10 protein-coding genes are annotated in these 18638 nt (G+C 70.6%); 8 read left to right on the top strand and 2 right to left on the bottom strand.

Going from position 1 to position 18638, the window contains the following annotated elements; translation table 11 throughout:
• Positions 1-10 precede the first annotated feature (10 nt).
• The 6 genes from J7520_RS08830 (at position 11) to J7520_RS08855 (ending at position 9247) form a co-directional block, all read left to right on the top strand.
• A complete protein-coding gene (locus J7520_RS08830) occupies positions 11-235 on the top strand; it encodes a hypothetical protein (RefSeq protein ID WP_291186872.1) in 225 nt (74 codons plus the stop codon).
• A complete protein-coding gene (locus J7520_RS08835; RefSeq protein WP_291186875.1) occupies positions 232-2670 on the top strand; it encodes a heavy metal translocating P-type ATPase in 2439 nt (812 codons plus the stop codon). Before J7520_RS08830 ends, J7520_RS08835 begins: the two co-directional genes overlap by 4 nt.
• Positions 2667-2909 carry a cbb3-type cytochrome oxidase assembly protein CcoS gene (ccoS, locus tag J7520_RS08840; protein ID WP_291186878.1) on the top strand — a complete coding sequence of 81 codons (243 nt, stop codon included), beginning with the start codon at positions 2667-2669 and terminating at the stop codon, positions 2907-2909. The genes J7520_RS08835 and ccoS overlap by 4 nt, the downstream gene beginning before the upstream one ends.
• Positions 2906-3634, top strand: a complete 729-nt coding sequence (locus J7520_RS08845) for a sulfite exporter TauE/SafE family protein (RefSeq protein ID WP_291186881.1) — start codon at positions 2906-2908, stop codon at positions 3632-3634. The genes ccoS and J7520_RS08845 overlap by 4 nt, the downstream gene beginning before the upstream one ends.
• A 125-nt stretch (positions 3635-3759) precedes the next feature.
• Positions 3760-4359 carry a GNAT family N-acetyltransferase gene (locus J7520_RS08850; RefSeq protein WP_291186884.1) on the top strand — a complete coding sequence of 200 codons (600 nt, stop codon included), beginning with the start codon at positions 3760-3762 and terminating at the stop codon, positions 4357-4359.
• A gap of 289 nt (positions 4360-4648) precedes the next feature.
• Positions 4649-9247, top strand: coding sequence for a DUF11 domain-containing protein (locus J7520_RS08855; protein ID WP_291186887.1), 4599 nt, complete (start codon positions 4649-4651; stop codon positions 9245-9247).
• Positions 9248-9368: 121 nt separating this feature from the next.
• Here J7520_RS08855 and J7520_RS08860 read toward each other — a convergent pair whose 3' ends face one another.
• Positions 9369-12497 carry an efflux RND transporter permease subunit gene (locus J7520_RS08860; RefSeq protein WP_291186890.1) on the bottom strand — a complete coding sequence of 1043 codons (3129 nt, stop codon included), beginning with the start codon at positions 12495-12497 and terminating at the stop codon, positions 9369-9371.
• Complete coding sequence (locus J7520_RS08865; RefSeq protein WP_291186893.1) at positions 12494-13633, bottom strand: efflux RND transporter periplasmic adaptor subunit; 1140 nt, start codon at positions 13631-13633, stop codon at positions 12494-12496. Before J7520_RS08865 ends, J7520_RS08860 begins: the two co-directional genes overlap by 4 nt.
• 319 nt (positions 13634-13952) lie before the next feature.
• Here J7520_RS08865 and mfd point away from each other — a divergent pair, with 319 nt between their 5' ends.
• Both mfd and J7520_RS08875 read left to right on the top strand, forming a co-directional pair.
• On the top strand, positions 13953-17405 hold the full coding sequence (mfd, locus tag J7520_RS08870) for a transcription-repair coupling factor (protein WP_291186895.1): 3453 nt from the start codon (positions 13953-13955) through the stop codon (positions 17403-17405).
• A 250-nt stretch (positions 17406-17655) separates the two neighbouring features.
• The gene (locus tag J7520_RS08875; RefSeq protein WP_291186898.1) at positions 17656-18540 is read left to right on the top strand and encodes an Hsp33 family molecular chaperone HslO; all 885 of its coding nucleotides are present in this window, start codon (positions 17656-17658) and stop codon (positions 18538-18540) included.
• Positions 18541-18638 lie beyond the last annotated feature (98 nt).

Genomic DNA, 18638 nt, shown 5'->3' on the forward strand with positions numbered 1-18638 from the left:
GGAGCAGCCGGTGGCCCGATCCGCCGCCACGCCGACGCGCACCGACGCCGGCCGGGCCTGGTACCGCCAGCCGGTGCTGTGGCTCGGCGCGCTGCTGCTGGCCGGTTCGCTCGGCGGCTGCATCTGGATGATCGTGCTCGGCGTGCAGAACGCCGACGAAGCCGTGCCAACCGGCGAGCGTGTGTTCAAGGTGCCGACGGCGCAACCGCCGCCGGCACAGGCGACGCCGCGGTGAACGCGGACGGCTGCTGGCACTGCGGCGAACCGCTGCCCGCGGCCGATGCGCCGCAGGCGCAGGTCGGCGGCGTCGCGCGCACGGTCTGCTGCCAGGGTTGCCGCGCCGCGGCGGAATGGATCGACAAGCTCGGCCTGGCCGACTACTACCGCTTGCGCAGCGAACCGGCGCAGCGTCCGTCGGCGGCCGCGTCCGATGCGGACGCCTGGGAGCGCGCCGATCTCGCCCGCCACGTCGTGCGCGAACTCGACGGCGACGAGCGTGAGACGATCCTGCTCGTCGACGGCCTGCGCTGCAGCGCCTGCGTCTGGCTGATCGAACGCTCGCTCGGCGCCCTCGCCGGCGTGCGCCGCGTGCAGGTCAACGCCGGCGCGCAGCGCGCGCGCGTGGTGTGGGACGCGACGCGCTGTTCGCTGCCCAGGATCCTCGCCGCGCTCGCGCGCACCGGCTATCGCGGCCTGCCACTCGACGTCGCCGCGCTCGACGACGCACGCCGGCGCGAATCGCGCCTCGCCTTGAAGCGGCTGATCGTCGCCGGCTTCGGCGCGATGCAGGCGATGATGTACGCCAGTGCGCTCTACCTCGGCGCGTTCGACGCGTCCGACACCTCCACGCGCGACCTGTTCCGCTGGCTCGGCCTGCTCGTCGCGACGCCGGTGGTGTTCTATTCGGCCGCGCCGTTCTTCGCCGGCGCGCTGCGTTCCGTGCGCGCGCGCCGGCTCGGCATGGACGTGCCGGTCGCGCTGGCGATCGCGCTGATCTATCTCGCCAGCCTGGTCGAGGCGATCCGCGGCGGCGAGGAGGTCTACTTCGATTCGATCGGCATGTTCGTGTTCTTCCTGCTGGTCGGCCGCTACCTGGAAATGCGCGCGCGCCATCGCGCCGGCGATCTCGGCGACGCGCTGGCGCGACTGACGCCGATGTTCGCCGACCGCGTGCGCGCCGACGGCTCGCTCGAACGCGTCGCCGCCGCCGAGCTCGCGCGCGGCGATCGCGTGCACGTCGCCGAAGGCGGCGCGGTGCCGGCCGACGGCGTACTCGAAAGCGGGCACTGCCGCGTCGACGAGGCGCTGCTGTCGGGCGAATCGGCCGCGGTCGCCAAGCGCACCGGCGACATGCTGGTCGCCGGCAGCCTGCTCGTGCAGGGACCGGCGCGGCTGCGCGTCGAGCAGATCGGCGCCGACACCGTGTTGGCCGGCATCCTCGCCCTCGTCGCGCGCGCGCAGACCGAACGGCCGCGCCTCGCCGTCGCCGGCGAGCGCGCCGCCGCCGGCTTCGTCGCGCGCGTGCTCGCGCTGGCCGCGCTCACTGCGTTCGGCTGGAGCCTGCTCGATCCCGCGCGCGCGTTCACCGCCACGCTGGCGGTGCTGGTCGTCTCCTGCCCCTGCGCGCTGGCGCTGGCGGTGCCGGCTGCGCTGACGCGCGCGCTCGCCGTGCTGGCGCAGCGTGGCGTGCTGGTGGTGCGGCCGGACGCGATAGAAGCGCTGGCGACGGCGACGCAGGTGGTGTTCGACAAGACCGGCACGCTGACCCAGGCGCCGCTCCGGCTCGAACGCGTCGAACTCCTGCGCGGCGATTCGCGCGAGGAGGCACTCGCGCTCGCCGGCGCGCTCGCGCACGGCAGCCGCCATCCGGTCGCACGCGCGCTCGCCGACGCGGCGACGCCGGCATCGCCGCGCGTCGTCGACGCGCTGCGCGCGCACGCCGGCGACGGCCTCGAAGGCATCGTCGACGGCCGCCACCTGCGCCTGGGTCGCGGCGATTTCGCCTTGGCCGGCACGGCGCGCGCGACCGCGCACGACGACGACGCCGTCGTGCTCGCCGATGCGGACGGCGCGATCGCCGCCTTCCATCTCGCCGAACGCCTGCGCGCGGACGCGCGCGCGGCGCTCGACGCCTTGCGCGCCGACGGCCTGGCCATCGAGATCGTCAGCGGCGACGCGCAAGGCAAGGTCGCCGACGTCGCCGCGCGTCTCGGCGTGGACACCTGGCACGCGCGCCAGCGACCGGCCGACAAGCTGGCGCGGTTGACCGCGCTGCGCGCCGATGGCGCGCGCGTGATCGCCGTCGGCGACGGCATCAACGACGCGCCGGTGCTGGCCGGCGCCGACATCGCCGTCGCGCTCGCCGCCGGCGCCGAACTCGCGCAAGCCTCGAGCGACGTGGTACTCGCCGGCGAACGCCTCGGCGCGATCGCCGAGGCGCGCGCGATCGCGCGCGAGACGATGACGATCCTGCGCCAGAACCAGCGCTGGGCACTCGGCTACAACCTGGCGGTGGTGCCGTTCGGCGCGCTCGGTTTCGTGCCGCCGTGGCTGGCGGCGCTCGGCATGTCGATCAGCTCGCTGGTGGTCGTGCTGAACGCGCTGCGCATCGGCCGCCGGCGCGAGCGCGCGGCGCGACCGGCGCGCCTGCGCCGCGAGGCGGCGGCATGAACATCCTGCTCGCGCTGATCCCAGTGTCGATCCTGCTGCTGATCGCCGCCGGCATCGCGTTCTTCTGGGCGGTCGATCACGACCAGTTCGACGACATGGACACGCCCGCGCTGCTGCCGCTGCTCGACGATCCCGGTGTCGGCGGAAGTCCCGAACCCGCCGCCGTTTCCGGCCGCGCCGGAGCGCCGGCCGCTTCGGACGATGCCGCACGCGGCGAGTCGCGGGACGCGACGGCATGAGCGGCGGTCTCACGCTCGGCGCCGCGTTGCTGCTCGGTCTCGCCGCGAGCGGGCATTGCCTGGTCATGTGCGGCGGCATCTCGGCCGCGCTCGGCATCGCCACCGCCAAGCGCGCCGACGGTCGTCCGCATCCGATGCTGCTGCTGGGCTACCAGCTCGGCCGCATCGTCTCGTACACGCTGGCGGGCCTGGTGATCGGCGGCGTGCTCGGCGGGCTGTTCGGCCTGCTCGATCTCGACGCGGTGCGCGCCACCCTGCGCGCGCTAGGCGCGGCGGCGCTGCTGCTCGGCGCGCTGGTCGCGTTCGGACGCGTGCGCGATCCGGGCTTCGGCATCGGCCGGCGCCTGTGGTCGAAACTGGCCCCGCTCGGCCGCCGCCTGCTGCCGGTGACGAACCTGCCGCGCGCGTTCGCGTTCGGTCTGGTGTGGGGCTGGATGCCGTGCGGCTTCGTCTACACCGTGCTGCTGATCGCGGCGACGCGCCTCGACGCGCTCGACGCCGCCGCGACGATGGCCGCGTTCGGCCTCGGCACCGCGCCGGCGCTGTTCGCCGGCAGCCTCGGCGCGCAGCGCCTGGCCGGCTGGGCCGGCCGCCCCGGCGCGCGCCGCGCCGCCGGCTGCGTGCTGCTCGCCAGCGCCGCCCTGACCCTGGCCGGACCCTGGCTGCCCGGCGCGCACTGGATGCATGCGTGGCTGCCGTTCGATTGCGCGCACGGTTCGAGTTGAAACGTTGCTGTCCGAATACGTTGCGTTCACCGACATTGACGATCATTCGAGACTGACTGCGCGCTGACGCGCATTTCGCCTCGGGTCGCGCCGGCTTCGGGGTTTCGCTATTTTGCGACGCAGCAATGACTCCCTATCACTCCCCCACCCGCCCGCCGCGCCGTGACCACCGCGCCGCCACCACGTCGCCGGCGACCGTCGACGGCGATGCGTTCCGCACCGTCGACGGGCAGACCTTGTGGCTGCGCCCGGTGCGGCCGGACGACGTCGAGGCGCTGCAGCGCGGCTTCGCGCGGCTGACGCCGGAGCAGATCCGCCTGCGCGTGTTCCATCGCATGAACGAGCTGTCGCCGGAGATGCTGCACCTGCTCGCCAACGTCGATCCCGAGCGGGGCGCCGCCTTCGTCGCGACCGATGCGGACGGCGAGATCCGCGGCGAAGGACGCCTCTACGTCGACCGCACGCTGGACAGCGCCGAGTTCGCGCTGATCGTCGATCCCTCGCTCACCGGCAAGGGCGTCGGCCGCGCGCTGCTGCGCCGGCTGCTCGCCGAAAGCCGTCGCCGCGGCTTGCGCGAGCTGTGGGGCCTGGTGCTGACCGAGAACACCGCGATGCTCGATCTGGCCGCCTATCTCGGCGCCGAGCGCGAGGCGATTCCCGGCGAACTCGACACCGTGCGCGTGCGTTTCGCGCTCGACGATCCGCGCCTCGCCGCGACCGATTGAGGCGTTCCGGCAGTCGCCGATGTAAAGACGGGCGAAAGCGCTTGTAATCAATCTGTCGTCACATAGACTCCATCCCCAGGGGGAAAGGAATCATTCTTCAGACGGACAAGTGGGGGTCCGGCTGGAGATCATCACGACGGTCGCGTGTCGGGTTCATCCACCCGGCCAAGGCATCCCATTGGAATCCCTCCGCTGCGCGTCGCGAGCCGCCGCAGCCGGCGTTGCGTCGCGCCCGGAATACGCACGCCCGGGCGCGAAGTCCATTCTGCATTCGCATTCCGGGGGTTTCATGCGCAAGTTGCTATTGCCTTTCGCTTTCACGTTGACCATCGCGGCCGGCGCCACGGCCGCTTATCTGCAGTTCGCCCATCCCGACGGATGGCACGAGCAGGACGAAGGCGAGGACGACGACGGTCCTCCCAACGGCGACGACTGGATTCTCCGCTACACCTATCCGACCGGACGATTCGACCCGGCCTGGGCCACCGAGGCCGCCGTGGCCAACCGCGCCATCGCGCAGGCGGCGCCGGCCGGCGTCAGGACCTACCAGAAGACCCGCGTTCCGGATTCTCCGCTGACCCTCGACGCGAACCGCTTCACGCCGCTCGGGCCGATGCCGGAGAACAACACCCAGCAGAGCTACGGTTCGGTCTCCGGCCGCGTCAACGTCATCGCGGTCGATCCCGTCGATCCGACCATCGCCTACGCGGGCACCGACGGCGGCGGCATCTGGAAGACCACGACCTGCTGCTCGCTCGATGCGCCGCCGAACAACACCACCACCTGGGAGATCGTCACCGACATCCCGGAAATCGCCGGCCTGTCGATCTCCGATCTCACGATCGATCCGAACGACCACCGGACGATCTACGCGGCGACCGGCGACCTCAACTTCGGCAACTTCTCCTTCGGCGCCAACGGTGTGCTGAAGAGCACCGACCAGGGCGCCAGCTGGCGCCTGCTCGGCACCGAGGTGTTCAGTCCGTATTACGCGCCGATCGGCGGCGGCTTCCCGCAGTACCAGGCCATCGGTAAGGTCGCCGTCGATCCGAACGACTCGCGCACCATCGTCGTCGGCACCAAGACCAGCGTGTACTTCTCCTACGACGCCGGCGAGAACTGGACCGGCCCGTGCTTCGTCAACGAATTCGCCACCAGCGCGAACCGCCAGCGCCAGGACGTCACCGGCCTGATCCCGGTCAGCAACGGCGACGGCAGCACGCGGCTGTACGTGGCGATCGGCACGCGCGGCAACGCGACGCCGACGCAGCCGGACATCGGCCAGAACGGCGCCAACGGCGTCTATCGCCTGGAGCGCATTCCGGGCGGCGGCTGCCCGGCCACCGGCGCGTGGACGCTGCTCGCCAACGGCTGGCCGGCGGGAACCGGCAGCGGCAATCCGACCGGCACCGCCGGGGGCACCGACATCGGCCGCATCGAGCTGGCCGTCTCGGCGAGCCAACCGGAGACGATCTACGCGATGGCGGCTTCGGTGTCGGGCTCCAACGTGCTCGGCGTATGGCGCAGCAACGATCGCGGCGACACCTGGACCAAGACGGCTTCCACCGCGAACGTCGCCCGCTGCGGCAGCGACGGCAACTCGACCGGCGGCGGCACGCAGATGTGGTACGACGCCGGCCTCGCCGTGCATCCGACCAATCCGGAAATCACCTTCCTGTCGGGCTTCGACCTGTACCGCTCGACCGACGGCGGCGCCAGCTACGTCGACATCACCTGCGGCTGGACGACCAAGCCGGCGGGAACGCTCGACCACGTCCACGTCGACCACCACGCGCGCGCGTTCCTGCCGGGCGGCGGCGAGAAGATGCTGATCGGCAGCGACGGCGGCGTGTACTACACGGAGAATTCGACCGCGCCGTTCCCGAGCTTCCGCCAGCTCAACGAGACGCTGAACACGATCGAGTTCTATTTCGGCGACATCACGTCGAACTTCGCCAATTCCGCGACGCCGGCGATCGGCGCCGGCGCGCAGGACAACGGCTGCTCGGCGGTCAAGTTCGACGGCCAGCCGGTCGGGCCGGTCAAATGGACGTCCAACTGCGCCGGCGACGGCACCACCACGAAGATCGAGCCGATCGGCAACGCGATCTGGTTCAACTCCAGCCAGTACGGCTCGCTCGCGCGCAGCCTCACCTACGGCAACACGATGTCGGGCGGCTTCTCCACCGCGTCCGGCAACACCGGCGGCACCTGGGGCGGCACGGGCGACCTGTCCAGCACGATCTTCGCGATGTCCTACGACATCTACAAATGGGGCGCGCTCGACGCGCCGGACAGCGGATGCAGCACGGCGAACGGCTGCAACCACATGATCGCCGGCACCAACCGCCTGTGGGAGACGATCGACATGACCAACGCCAACACGACCGCGATGCGCGCGTCGTGGAAGGCGCGCACGCCGAACCTGACCAAGAACACGCTGGTGCTCGGCACCAGCAACCGTTCCTACATCAACTACGTCGCCTACTCCTTCACCGATCCGACGGTGGCGGCGGTCGGCACCACCGACGGCAACGTGCAGATCGTGTTCGGCCTCGGCACCAGCGTGGCGGCCAACTGTCCGGCGACCCCGCCGACCGACGGCAACTGCGCGCAGGCGATCGACCTGACCGACGGCAACCGCGTGCTGCCGAACCGTCCGATCTTCGGCGTGCGCTTCGATCCGCGCTCGGCGCTCGTCGTCTACGCGGCGGTCGGCGGCTTCGACCAGAACACGCCGGGACGCCCGGGCCACGTGTTCCAGGCGACCTGCGCCGACTACGGCTGTTCGAGCTTCGCCTGGAAGGACAAGAGCGGCAACCTGCCGAACATTCCGGTCGAGCAGATCATGCCGAACCCGAACCGTCCCGATCAGGTGTTCATCGGCACCGACTGGGGCCTGTACTACACCGACGACATCTCGGCCGATGCGCCGACCTGGCACTACTTCGAGGACTTCCCGCGCGTGATGGTGTGGGACCTCGCGGTCGATCGCGGCTTCACCACGCTGGCGGCGTTCACGCGCTCGCGCGGCGCCTGGGTCTGGCCGCTGCCGGACGCGGCGATCGGCCACGGCGCCGACCTCGCGGTCACGCAGACCGGCTCCGCCACGGCGGTCGCCGGCGGCCAGGCCACCTATGCGATCACGGTGAAGAACAACGGCCCGGACACCGCCAACCAGGTCGTGCTGTCGAGCCCGACCCCGGCCGGCGTGATGCTGTCGGCGATCAGCGGCGACTGCGCCAGCCTGCCGTGCACGATCGCCAGCCTCGCGCCGACGGCGAGCCGCACGGTCACGCTGACCTATGCGATTCCGGCCGGCTACACCGCCGCCACACTGGTCAGCCAGTCCAGCGCGAGCAGCGCGACCGAGGATCCGAACCCCGCCGACAACAGCGCGTCGGTCACCACGACGATTGGGGCGAGCGCCGACCTGTCGATCGCGCTGAGCGGCCCGTCCAGCGCCGGCGCGCCCGGCACGATCAGCTACACGATCACCGTGTCGAACGCCGGCCCGAGTCCGGCGCAGGTGGTGTCGGTCGCCGATCCGACGCCGGCGGGATTGACGTTCGCGTCCACCGCCGGCGACTGCGCGACGGCGTTCCCGTGCCAGCTCGGCAACCTCGCCGCCGGCGCGAGCAAGACGATCGTGGCCACCTTCTCGATCCCGGACGGCTACGCGCAACCGGACATCGTCGACAACGCCAGCGTCGCCAGCACGACGGACGATCCGGTGCCAGAGAACAACGCCGCCTCGTTCACCAGCAGCGTCTCGCACGACGCCGATCTGACGCTGACCATGCAGGCCCCGGCCGGCGCCGTTCGCGGCGGCACCGTGACCTACGCCATCGCCGTCGGCAACAACGGCTCGGCCAGCGCGAGCGCGGTCAGCCTCGCCGATCCGACGCCGGCGGGACTGGTCTTCGTGTCCAACAGCGGAGCGTGCGCCACGGCGTTCCCGTGCGATCTCGGTACGCTGCCCAGCGGCGCGCTGCGGATCGTCAACGCGACCTTCCGCATTCCGTACGACTACGCCGGCGCAGGTCCGGTCGCGAACGTCGCCACGGTCAGCTCCGCCACCAACGATCCGACCCCGGCCAACAACAGCGCCGACGCCAGTGTTGCGCTCGGCGATTCGGCCGACCTGTCGATCACGCAGACCGGCACTCCCGCGGTGCTCGCGGGCGGAACGATCGCCTACACCGTGACCGTCGCCAACGCCGGACCGAGCGCCGCCGCCGGCGTCAATGTCGGCAACACGCCGCCGGCCGGACTCGTCGCCGGCGCGGTGACCGGCGACTGCACCGCCCTGCCCTGCGCGCTCGGCACGTTGGCGCCGGGAGCCACGCGCAGCTTCGTGGTGAACTTCACGGTGCCGTCGGACTACGCCGGCAGCAACCCGGTCACGCACGCCGCTTCCGTCAGCAGCACCACACCGGACCCGGACATGGACGACAACGTGTTCGCGGCGCACACCACGGTGGGTGCCGGCGCCGACATCGCGGTGACGGTGCAGGCACCGGAGCTGGTCCAGCGCGGCGAGCGTTTCGTCTATTCGGTGAGCATCACCAACAACGGCCCGAGCGCCGCGCAAGGCGTGCAGTTGAACGCGAGCCTGCCGGCGGGACTGGTGTTCGTCGGCAACGCCGGCGACTGCACCGGCGCGTGGCCGTGCTCGATCGGCGATCTCGCCGCCGGCGCGACGCGCACGGTACAGACGACCGTCTGCGTTCCGGCCGGATACGGCTCCAACCAGCCGCTTCGCCTGCAAGCCACCGGCAGCGAGACCACGCCCGATCCGTACGCCGGCAACGACAGCGCGCTGGCCTATGCGGAGTTGAATCTCGACGTGCTGTTCCGCAACGGGTTCGATCCGGCTTGCCAGTGACGCTCCCGCGGATCCCGGCGGAGGTTTGCCGGGATCCGCAGGATTCGCATCGTTCCGAATGCGCGCACCGATTCCGGTACGGAATCGGTGCGCCTTCGCGACGACGAGTGCCGCCCGCGGATCAGACCGCCGGGCGAACCGCCCTGGGCCGCCGCAAGCGTTCCTGCAAGCGTTCGAAGTAGATGTAGATCACCGGCGTGATGTACAGCGTCAGCAGCTGCGAGGTGATCAACCCGCCGACCACGGCGAGGCCGAGCGGCCGGCGCGCATCGGCGCCGGCGCCGATGCCGAGCGCGATCGGCAAGGTGCCCATCAGCGCGGCGAAGGTCGTCATCATGATCGGGCGGAAGCGGATCACGCTGGCGTCGACGATCGCGCGCGTGGCGATCTCGCCTTCGCGCTGCTTCTCCAGCGCGAAGTCGATCATCATGATCGCGTTCTTCTTGACGATGCCGATCAGCATGATCAGGCCGACCGCGCCGTAGAGATCGAGCTCCTTGCCGAACAGCATCAGCGTGAGCAGCGCGCCGAAGATCGCGGTCGGCAGGCCGGACAGGATCGTCAGCGGATGGATGAAGCTCTCGTAGAGGATGCCGAGCACGAGGTAGATCACGAAGATCGCCAGCAGCAGCAGCACGCCCATGCCGGCGACCGAATCCTGGAACGACTGCGCGGTGCCCTGGAACGAGGTGGTGATCGTCTCCGGCAGCTTCAGCTCGGCGACGACGCGATCGACGCCGGCGACCGCGTCGCTGAGCGACATGCCCGGCGCGAGATTGAACGACACCGTCGTCGCCGGAACCTGGCCGAGGTGGTTGATCGTCGCCGCGCCGACCGAATGGCCGGTGCGCGTCACCGCCGACAGCGGCACCAGCTGCGTCGACGGCACCGCGGTCGCGTCGCCGGCGGCGCTCTTCGGCGGCAGCGTCGGCGTGACGTAGATCGAGGACAGCACCGAGGTGTCGGCCTGCCGCTTCGGATCGACCTGCAGCAGCACCCAGAACTGGTCCGAGTCGGTGTAGATCGTCGACACCTGGGCCGGGCCGAACGCGTAGTACAGCGCGTTCTCGATCGCCTGCGGCGTGACGCCGTAGGCGGCCGCGGCGTCGCGGTCGATGCTCACGTCCAGGCGCGGGTTGGCGATCAGCATGTCGCTGGTGACGTCGAGGAATCCGGGCTGCTTGGACAGCGCCGCGACCAGCTTCGGCGTCCACTCGAACAGGCGCTGGCTGTCGGTGTCCTGCAGCGCGAACTGGTAGACGCTGTTGGTCGGACGGCCGCCGATGCGGATCAGCGGCAGGTTCTGCGGGAACGCCTGCAGGCCGGCGATGCCCTGCAGCTGCGGCCGGAGCTGCTGCACCACCTCGTCCGCGCCGACGCGCTCGTGCGGCGGCTTCAGGTTGACGATGACGCGGCCCTGATTGAGCGCGCCGCCGCCACCGCCGGCGCCGACGAAGGCCATCACGAAGCCGACGTTCGGATTCTTGCGGATGATCTCGATCGCGGCGCGCTGCTTCTCCAGCATCGCGTCGAAGCCGATGTCCTGCGCCGCCTGCGTGAACACGAACAGCTGGCCGGTGTCGTCGTTGGGCAGGAAGCCCTTGGGCATGCGCACGATCATCGCGCCGGTGACCGCCACCAGCACCAGGAACAGCGCCATCACGCTGCGCGGATGCCTGACGCAGGCCTCCAGCGTGCGGCGGTAGAAATTCTGCACCGCGTCGAACGCGCGCTCGCTCCACTGGTACACGCGGCCGTGCCGGATCGAATGCGGCGAACGCAGCCAGCGGCTGCACAGCATCGGCGTCAGGCTGAGCGAGACGAAGCCGGACACCAGCACCGCGGCGACGATGGTCACCGCGAACTCGTTGAGCAGGCGCCCGACGATGCCGCCCATGAACACGACCGGGATGAACACCGCCGCCAGCGACAAGGTCATCGACACGATGGTGAAGCCGATCTCGCGCGCGCCGTCGAGCGTGGCGGTCAGGCGGTCCTTGCCCATCTCCATGTGGCGGGCGATGTTCTCCAGCATGACGATCGCGTCGTCGACGACGAAACCGACCGCCAGCGTCAGCGCCATCAGCGACAGGTTGTCGATGCTGAAGCCGAACGCGTACATGATCGCGAAGGTGCCGACGATCGACATCGGCAGCGCCAGCGACGGGATCACCGTCGCCGACAGGTTGCGCAGGAACAGGAAGATCACCAGCACCACCAGGCCCAGCGCGAGCACCAGGCTGAACTTCACCTCGGCGACCGACTCGCGGATGCTCTGCGAGCGGTCGTAGATCACGTTCAGTTCGGCGCCGGCCGGCAGCGAGCGCTCGAACGCCGGCAGCAGGTGCTTGATGTCGTCGACGACCTGGATCGTGTTCGCGCCGGGCTGCTTCTGGATCGCCAGCACCACGCCGCGCTCGCCGTTGAGCAGCGCGCCGCCCTTGTCGTTCTGCACGCCGTCGTAGACGTGGGCGACGTCCTTCAGGCGCACCGGCGCGCCGTTCTGGTAGCTGACGATGAGGTCGCCGAACGCCGCCGCGTCGAACATCTGGCCGTCGACCATGACGTTGTAGACGCGGTTCGGGCCGTACAAGGTGCCGGTCGGCAGGTTCACGTTGCCGCGGCCGACGGCGTCGGCGACGGCGTCGATGCCGAGCCCGCGCGCGGACAGCGCGTCCGGGTTCAGGTCGATGCGCACGGCGTACTTCTGCGAACCCCAGACGTTGACCTGGGCCACGCCGCCGACCATCGAGATGCGCTGCGCCAGCGTGTTCTCCGCGTACTCGTTCAGCGTCGACAGGCGCAGCGTCTTGGAGGTGAACGCGATGTAGAAGATCGGCGCGTCGGCCGGGTTGACCTTGCGGAAGGTCGGCGGCGTGGTCATCTGCGTCGGCAGCTGGCGCAGCGCGGCCGAGATCGCCGCCTGCACGTCCTGCGCGGCGGCGTCGATGTTGCGGTCGAGCGCGAACTGCAGCGTGATGTTGGTCGAGCCGAGCGAGCTCTGCGAGGTCATCGAGTCGATCGCCGGGATCGTCGAGAACTGCTTCTCCAGCGGCGTGGCCACCGCCGACGCCATCGTCTCCGGCGACGCGCCGGGCAGGCTGGCGTTGACCGAGATGGTCGGGAAGTCGACGTTCGGCAGCGCCGCCACCGGCAGCGCGCGATAGCCGACGACGCCGAACACCAGGATGCCGATCATGACCAGGGTGGTCATGACCGGGCGTCGTACGAAAATCTCCGACACGTTCACCGCGCGGCTTCCGCGGCCTGTCCGGCGCCTGCCGCCGGCTCGTCGATCTTCAGCGGCGACTGGTCCTCGACGCGCGACTGCCCGTCGAGCACGACGGTCTCGCCGGCGGCGAGGCCGCTTTCGATCACCGCGTGGCCTTCGACCACGCGCGCGACCTTGACCGCGCGCTGCTCGGCGTGCCGATCCGGCTTCACCACAAAGACGTAGGTTCCGTTCGGGCCGTTCTGCACCGCCGCGTCGGGCAGCACGACGGCATTCACGTCGTGGCCGAGCGTCAGGCTGACGCCGACCAGCTGCCCCGGCCAGAGCACGTGCTCGGTGTTGGCGAACTCGCCGCGCAGGCGGATCGTGCCGGTGCTCGTGTCGACCGCGTTGTCGACGAAGGCGACCTTGCCTTCGACCGGGGCGTCGATGCCGATCACGTTGGCGCGCACCGCGAGCGGCGCCTGCCTCTGCGCCTTCAGCACGTGTCCGAGCAGGGAGCTCGGCAGCGCGAAGTTGACGTAGATCGGCTCGACCTGGTTGATGACGACGAGCGGATTGACGTCGTTGGCCTTCACCACGTTGCCGGGCTGGATCAGGATGCGGCCGATGCGGCCGGCGATCGGCGAGCGGATCTCGGTGTAGCCGAGCGTCAGCTTCGCCGCGGCGACGTTGGCCTCGTCGACCTTGACCGCGGCCTGCGCGACGCCGAGGTTGGTGCGGTACTGCTCCATCTGGTCGGCCGAGATGTAACCCTTGGCGGCGACGTCCTTGTAGCGCCCGACCTGCGAGCGCGCCTGCGCCAGCGTGGCCTGGTCCTTCGCCAGCGCCGACTGCGCCTGCTGCAACGCGGCCTGCGCCGGGCGCGGATCGATGCGGAACAGCAACTGGTCCTTGGCGACGTCGGCGCCGTCCTTGACGAAGGATTCGAGCAACTGGCCGTCGATCTGCGACTTCACCGCCACGCTGTTGATCGTCTCGACGTTGCCCGGCGCCGTCGCCAGCATCGGCATGTCGCGCGCGACCGCCTGCGTCACGCTGACCGGCACCGGCTGCGCCGGCGGCGGCGCGCGCTCCTTCGAGCACGACACGAGCGCGCCCGCGAACAGGAGCGACAGCGCGACGCGGCGACGTTGAGGGGCGGTTCCTCGCATGCCTTGCATTCCGTTGTTATCGAGAACGAATCTCATTGTGAACGATCGCGGCGAACCAGGTTCCGCGCCCGCCGGTAAACCGACGTAAAGAGCAAGGAACGGCATGACTTTCGGCCCGCGCAGCTGCGGGTTCGAGCGCCGTCGAAGACGGTGCCGGCCCGTGGCCATCGTGCGCCCGCGATGTGACGGGCATCCGGCCCGGACCCCCGGTCGGTTAAACTGCCCGGCTTGGTTCGCGGCGATGGGTGCCGCATCTTCTCATCTTTCCGCTCGTCCGATTCCCGTCTGCCGGGTTGCCGGTCGCCCGATTCCCAGTGCCATGTCCTCGCCGCTGATCCGCCCGCCTCTTCCGACCTCGACCAAGCAGCGCCGCTACTGGAACGCGCCGCACGGCTCCGCGCTGGCGCTGACGCTGGCCGAGACCGCGCGCGTGCATGCCGGACTGGTCGTCGTCGTCGCGCCGGACACGCACGCGGCGCACGCGCTCGAGGCGGAGCTGGCGGTGTTCGCCGGCGGCGAGGTCGAGGTGCTGCAGTTCCCGGACTGGGAAACCCTGCCCTACGACCTGTTCTCGCCGCACCCGGACATCGTCTCGCAGCGCATCGCCACGCTGTACCGGCTGCCCGGCCTGCGCCGCGGCGTGCTGGTCGCCTCCGCGGCGACGCTGATGCAGCGCCTGGCGCCGCGCAGCTACGTCAGCGGCTCCGGCCTGGTGCTCGAACTCAGGCAGAAACTCGATCTGGCGCATGAACAGCGCCGCCTCGAAGCGGCCGGCTACCGCAACGTGCCGCAGGTGCAGGAACCCGGCGACTTCGCCGTGCGCGGCGCGCTGCTGGACATCTTCCCGATGGGCACGGTCGAGCCGTACCGCATCGAGCTGTTCGACGACGAGATCGATTCGATCCGCAGCTTCGACCCGGAAACGCAGCGCTCCTCGCACAAGGTCGACTCGGTGCGCCTGCTGCCGGCGCGCGAGTTCCCGCTGACCGAGGAGTCGGCGAAGGCGTTCCGCAACACGCTGCGCGAACGCTTCCCGATCGACCCGCGCCGCTGTCCGCTGTACCAGGACATCAAGGAAGGCGCCACGCCGGCCGGCATCGAGTACTACCTGCCGCTGTTCTTCGAACGCACCGAGACGCTGTTCGACTACCTCGCGGGTGACGCGCTGTTCGTGCTCGGCGAAGGCGCGCTGGATTCCGCCGAGACGTTCTGGACGCAGACCGGCCAGCGCTACGAGCAGCGCGCGCACGACGTCGAACGGCCGGTGCTGCCGCCGGCCGAGCTGTACTTGTCGCCGCAGCAGCTGCGCGAGCGGCTGAACGCGACCTTGCGCGTGGACATCGTCGCCAAGGGCGGCAACGACCACGCCGTCGACCTCGGCACGCAGCCGGCCCCGTCGCTGCCGCTGAACCGCAAGGGCGAGGAAGCCGGCGACGCGCTGCGGCGCTTCGTCTCCGCCTATCCGGGCCGCGTGCTGATCGCGACCGACTCGGCCGGCCGCCGCGAGGCGCTGATCGAACAACTCGCCGCGGCGCACCTGCGCCCGCAGACCTACGCCGCCTGGGGCGAATTCGCCGCCGACGCGAACCGCTTCGGCATCGCCGTCGCGCCGCTCGAACAGGGCTTCGCGTTGACCGAGCCCGCGCTGACGGTGCTCACCGAGCGCGAGCTGTACGGCGAACGCGCGCAGCAGGTGCGCCGGCGCAAGCGCGCCGCGCGCGACCCGGAAGCGGTGCTGCGCGACCTGTCCGAACTCGTCCCCGGCGCGCCGATCGTGCACATCGACCACGGCGTCGGCCGCTACCAGGGACTGCTCAAGCTCGACGTCGGCGGCGAGTCGTCGGAATTCCTCGCCATCGAGTACGCCAAGGGCGACAAGCTGTACGTGCCGGTGGCGCAGCTGCATCTGGTCTCGCGCTACTCGGGCACCGCGCCGGAGCTGGCGCCGCTGCACGCGCTCGGCGGCGACGCCTGGGAGCGCGCGAAGAAGAAGGCCGCGCAGAAGGTGCGCGACGTCGCCGCCGAGCTGCTGGCGATCTATGCGCAGCGCGAGGCGCGCCAGGGCAGCGCGATCGCGGTCGACCGCGAGACCACCGAGCAGTTCGCCGCGGCGTTCCCGTTCGAGGAGACCGCCGACCAGGCGACCGCCATCGACGCCGTCATCGCCGACCTCGCCGCGGCGCGGCCGATGGACCGCGTGGTCTGCGGCGACGTCGGCTTCGGCAAGACCGAAGTCGCGCTGCGCGCCGCGTTCGTCGCGGCGATGGCCGGCAAGCAGGTCGCCGTGCTCGCGCCGACCACGCTGCTGGCGCAGCAGCACTACCAGAACTTCCGCGACCGCTACGCCGACTGGCCGATCCGCGTCGAGGTGCTGTCGCGCTTCAAGTCGACCAAGGAAATCCGCGCCGCGCTGGACAAGCTCGCCGAAGGGCAGATCGACGTGATGATCGGCACGCACAAGCTCGTGCAGCCGGACGTGAAGTTCAAGGATCTGGGCCTGGTCATCATCGACGAGGAGCAGCGCTTCGGCGTACGCCAGAAGGAAGCGCTGAAGAAGCTGCGCGCCGAGGTCGACCTGCTCACGCTGACCGCGACGCCGATCCCGCGCACTCTGAACATGGCGATGGCCGGCCTGCGCGACCTGTCGATCATCGCCACGCCGCCGGCGCACCGCCTGGCGGTGCAGACCTTCATCGGCCCGTACGACCCGGCGCTGATCCGCGAGGCGATGCAGCGCGAACACGCACGCGGCGGCCAGGTCTACTTCCTGCACAACGACGTCGAGACGATCGAGAAGACCGCGCGCGAGCTGGCCGAGCTGATGCCGGATGCGCGCATCCGCTACGCGCACGGCCAGATGCCGGACCGCGAACTCGAGCAGATCATGCTCGACTTCTATCGCCAGCGCTTCAACGTGCTGGTGGCGACCACGATCATCGAGTCGGGCATCGACGTGCCGAGCGCGAACACCATCATCATCAACCGCGCCGACCGATTCGGCCTGGCGCAGCTGCACCAGCTGCGCGGCCGCGTCGGCCGTTCGCACCATCGCGCCTACGCCTACCTGATGGTGCCGGAAGGCCGCTCGATCACCGCCGACGCGGAAAAGCGCCTCGACGCGCTCGCCTCGCTCGACGAGCTCGGCGCCGGCTTCACCCTCGCCACGCACGACCTGGAAATCCGCGGCGCCGGCGAACTGCTCGGCGAGGAGCAGAGCGGACAGATCGAGGAAGTCGGCTTCTCGCTCTACACCGAGATGCTCGACCGCGCCGTGCGCGCGCTCAAGCAGGGCAAAGTGCCGGACTTCGATCTCTCCAGCGAGCACGAGGCCGAAGTCGAACTGCACCTGCCGGCGCTGATCCCGGACGACTACCTGCCCGACGTCAACGCGCGCCTGACCTTGTACAAGCGCATCGCCAGCGCGCGCGACGAGGAAGGCCTGCGCGACCTGCAGGTGGAGATGATCGACCGCTTCGGCCTGCTGCCCGATCCGCTCAAGCACCTGTTCGCGGTGACCTCGCTCAAGCTCGCCGCGACGCCGCTCGGCATCCGCAAGCTCGAGATCGGCGCGAACGGCGGCCGCGTGATCTTCCGCCCGCAGCCGGCGATCGAGCCGATGACCGTGATCCGCCTGATCCAGTCGCAGCCGCGCGTGTATGCGCTCGACGGCCAGGACAAGCTGAAGTTCAAGATGCCGCTGGAAGGCGCCAGCGAACGCCTGCGCGCGGCCGGCGACCTGCTCGCCACCCTCGGCGCGCGCAAGGCGGCGTGAAGCGCACGGCCGCGCGCGGCGGTCTTCGCGCATTCACAACTGCTCTGGCAAAAAACGAAGATTCGTGCGATTCGACCTTGGTCGGTGCGCGAAAAGCCGACGTACGACGAAATTCGGGCTACAGTCCGGTCCGCGACGGCAGGGGAAGCGCGGTTGTCCGCGACCCCGCGCGCCTCCATGTGATGGGCCTCCCCTTCGCTTCGACAGCGACGCCGCGCGGCGTCGCTCGCACCGCTTCACGAATCCGAACATGACGACATCCAACGATTTCCTCCACCGTTTCCAACTCGAACGCGCCGGCGTGCGCGGCGCCATCGTCCGGCTCGACCAGGCCTGGCGCACCGTGCGCGAGACCGGCGGCTACGACGGCGCGACGGCCAGCCTGCTCGGCCGCGCGCTCGCCGCGAGCGCCCTGTTCACCAGCGCGCTGAAGTTCGAAGGACGCCTGTCGATCCACCTGCGCGGCAGCGGCGCGCTGCGCCTGCTGTTCGCCGACTGCACGCACGACGGCCTGGTGCGCGGCATCGCGCGCGTCGACCCGTCGGCCGCGTCCGCCGGCGCGCGGCTGGAAACCGGCGCGCGGCTCGCGATCACGATCGAGAACGCCGCCACCGAGGCGCGCTACCAGGGCCTGGTGCCGGTCGAGAGCGACGACCTCGCGCGCGCGTTCGAGGGTTACTTCGAGCGCTCCGAGCAGTTGCCGACGCGGCTCGTGCTCGGCGCCGGCGAGGCGCGTTGCGGCGGCGTGATGCTGCAGCAGATCGCCACCGCCGGCGGCGCGCCGCTCGGCGACGCCGACGGCTGGAACCGCGCGCAGCACCTGCTCGCCACGCTGACCGACCGGGAACTGCTCGAGCTGCCGCCGGAACAAGTGCTGCTGCGCCTGTTCCACGAGGAAGGCGTGCGCCTGCAGCCGGCCCAGCCGCTCGCCTTCGGCTGCACCTGCTCGCACGAGCGCGTCGCCGGCATGCTGCGCTCGCTCGGCCGCGAGGAGAACGAGGCGGTGCTGGCCGAACAGGGCTCGGTGCAGATCACCTGCGAGTTCTGCGGCCGCCGCTACGTGTTCGACGACGACGACATCGCCGCGGTGTTCGCCGCGGATGCGCCGGAGGAGTCTTCGCCGACGCAGCACTGAGAAGGGCCGCCGCCACGATCCACGCCACCGGTGCGGGGTTCGCGGCTCGTCCTGCGCGAGCCGCACGGCGCCGACGCGCCGCGCGAACCCGGCAAGCA

This window comes from Dokdonella sp. (assembly GCF_017744955.1).
Taxonomy (GTDB): Bacteria; Pseudomonadota; Gammaproteobacteria; order Xanthomonadales; family Rhodanobacteraceae; genus Dokdonella_A.

What these genes read in the sequence shown, in the direction of transcription:
- ccoS (WP_291186878.1), top strand. Translation starts at nt 2,667, where the DNA reads ATGAACATCCTGCTCGCGCTGATCCCAGTGTCGATCCTGCTGCTGATC.
- J7520_RS08845 (WP_291186881.1), top strand. Translation starts at nt 2,906, where the DNA reads ATGAGCGGCGGTCTCACGCTCGGCGCCGCGTTGCTGCTCGGTCTCGCC.
- J7520_RS08850 (WP_291186884.1), top strand. Translation starts at nt 3,760, where the DNA reads ATGACTCCCTATCACTCCCCCACCCGCCCGCCGCGCCGTGACCACCGC.
- J7520_RS08855 (WP_291186887.1), top strand. Translation starts at nt 4,649, where the DNA reads ATGCGCAAGTTGCTATTGCCTTTCGCTTTCACGTTGACCATCGCGGCC.
- J7520_RS08865 (WP_291186893.1), bottom strand. Translation starts at nt 13,633, where the DNA reads ATGCGAGGAACCGCCCCTCAACGTCGCCGCGTCGCGCTGTCGCTCCTG.
- mfd (WP_291186895.1), top strand. Translation starts at nt 13,953, where the DNA reads ATGTCCTCGCCGCTGATCCGCCCGCCTCTTCCGACCTCGACCAAGCAG.
- J7520_RS08875 (WP_291186898.1), top strand. Translation starts at nt 17,656, where the DNA reads ATGACGACATCCAACGATTTCCTCCACCGTTTCCAACTCGAACGCGCC.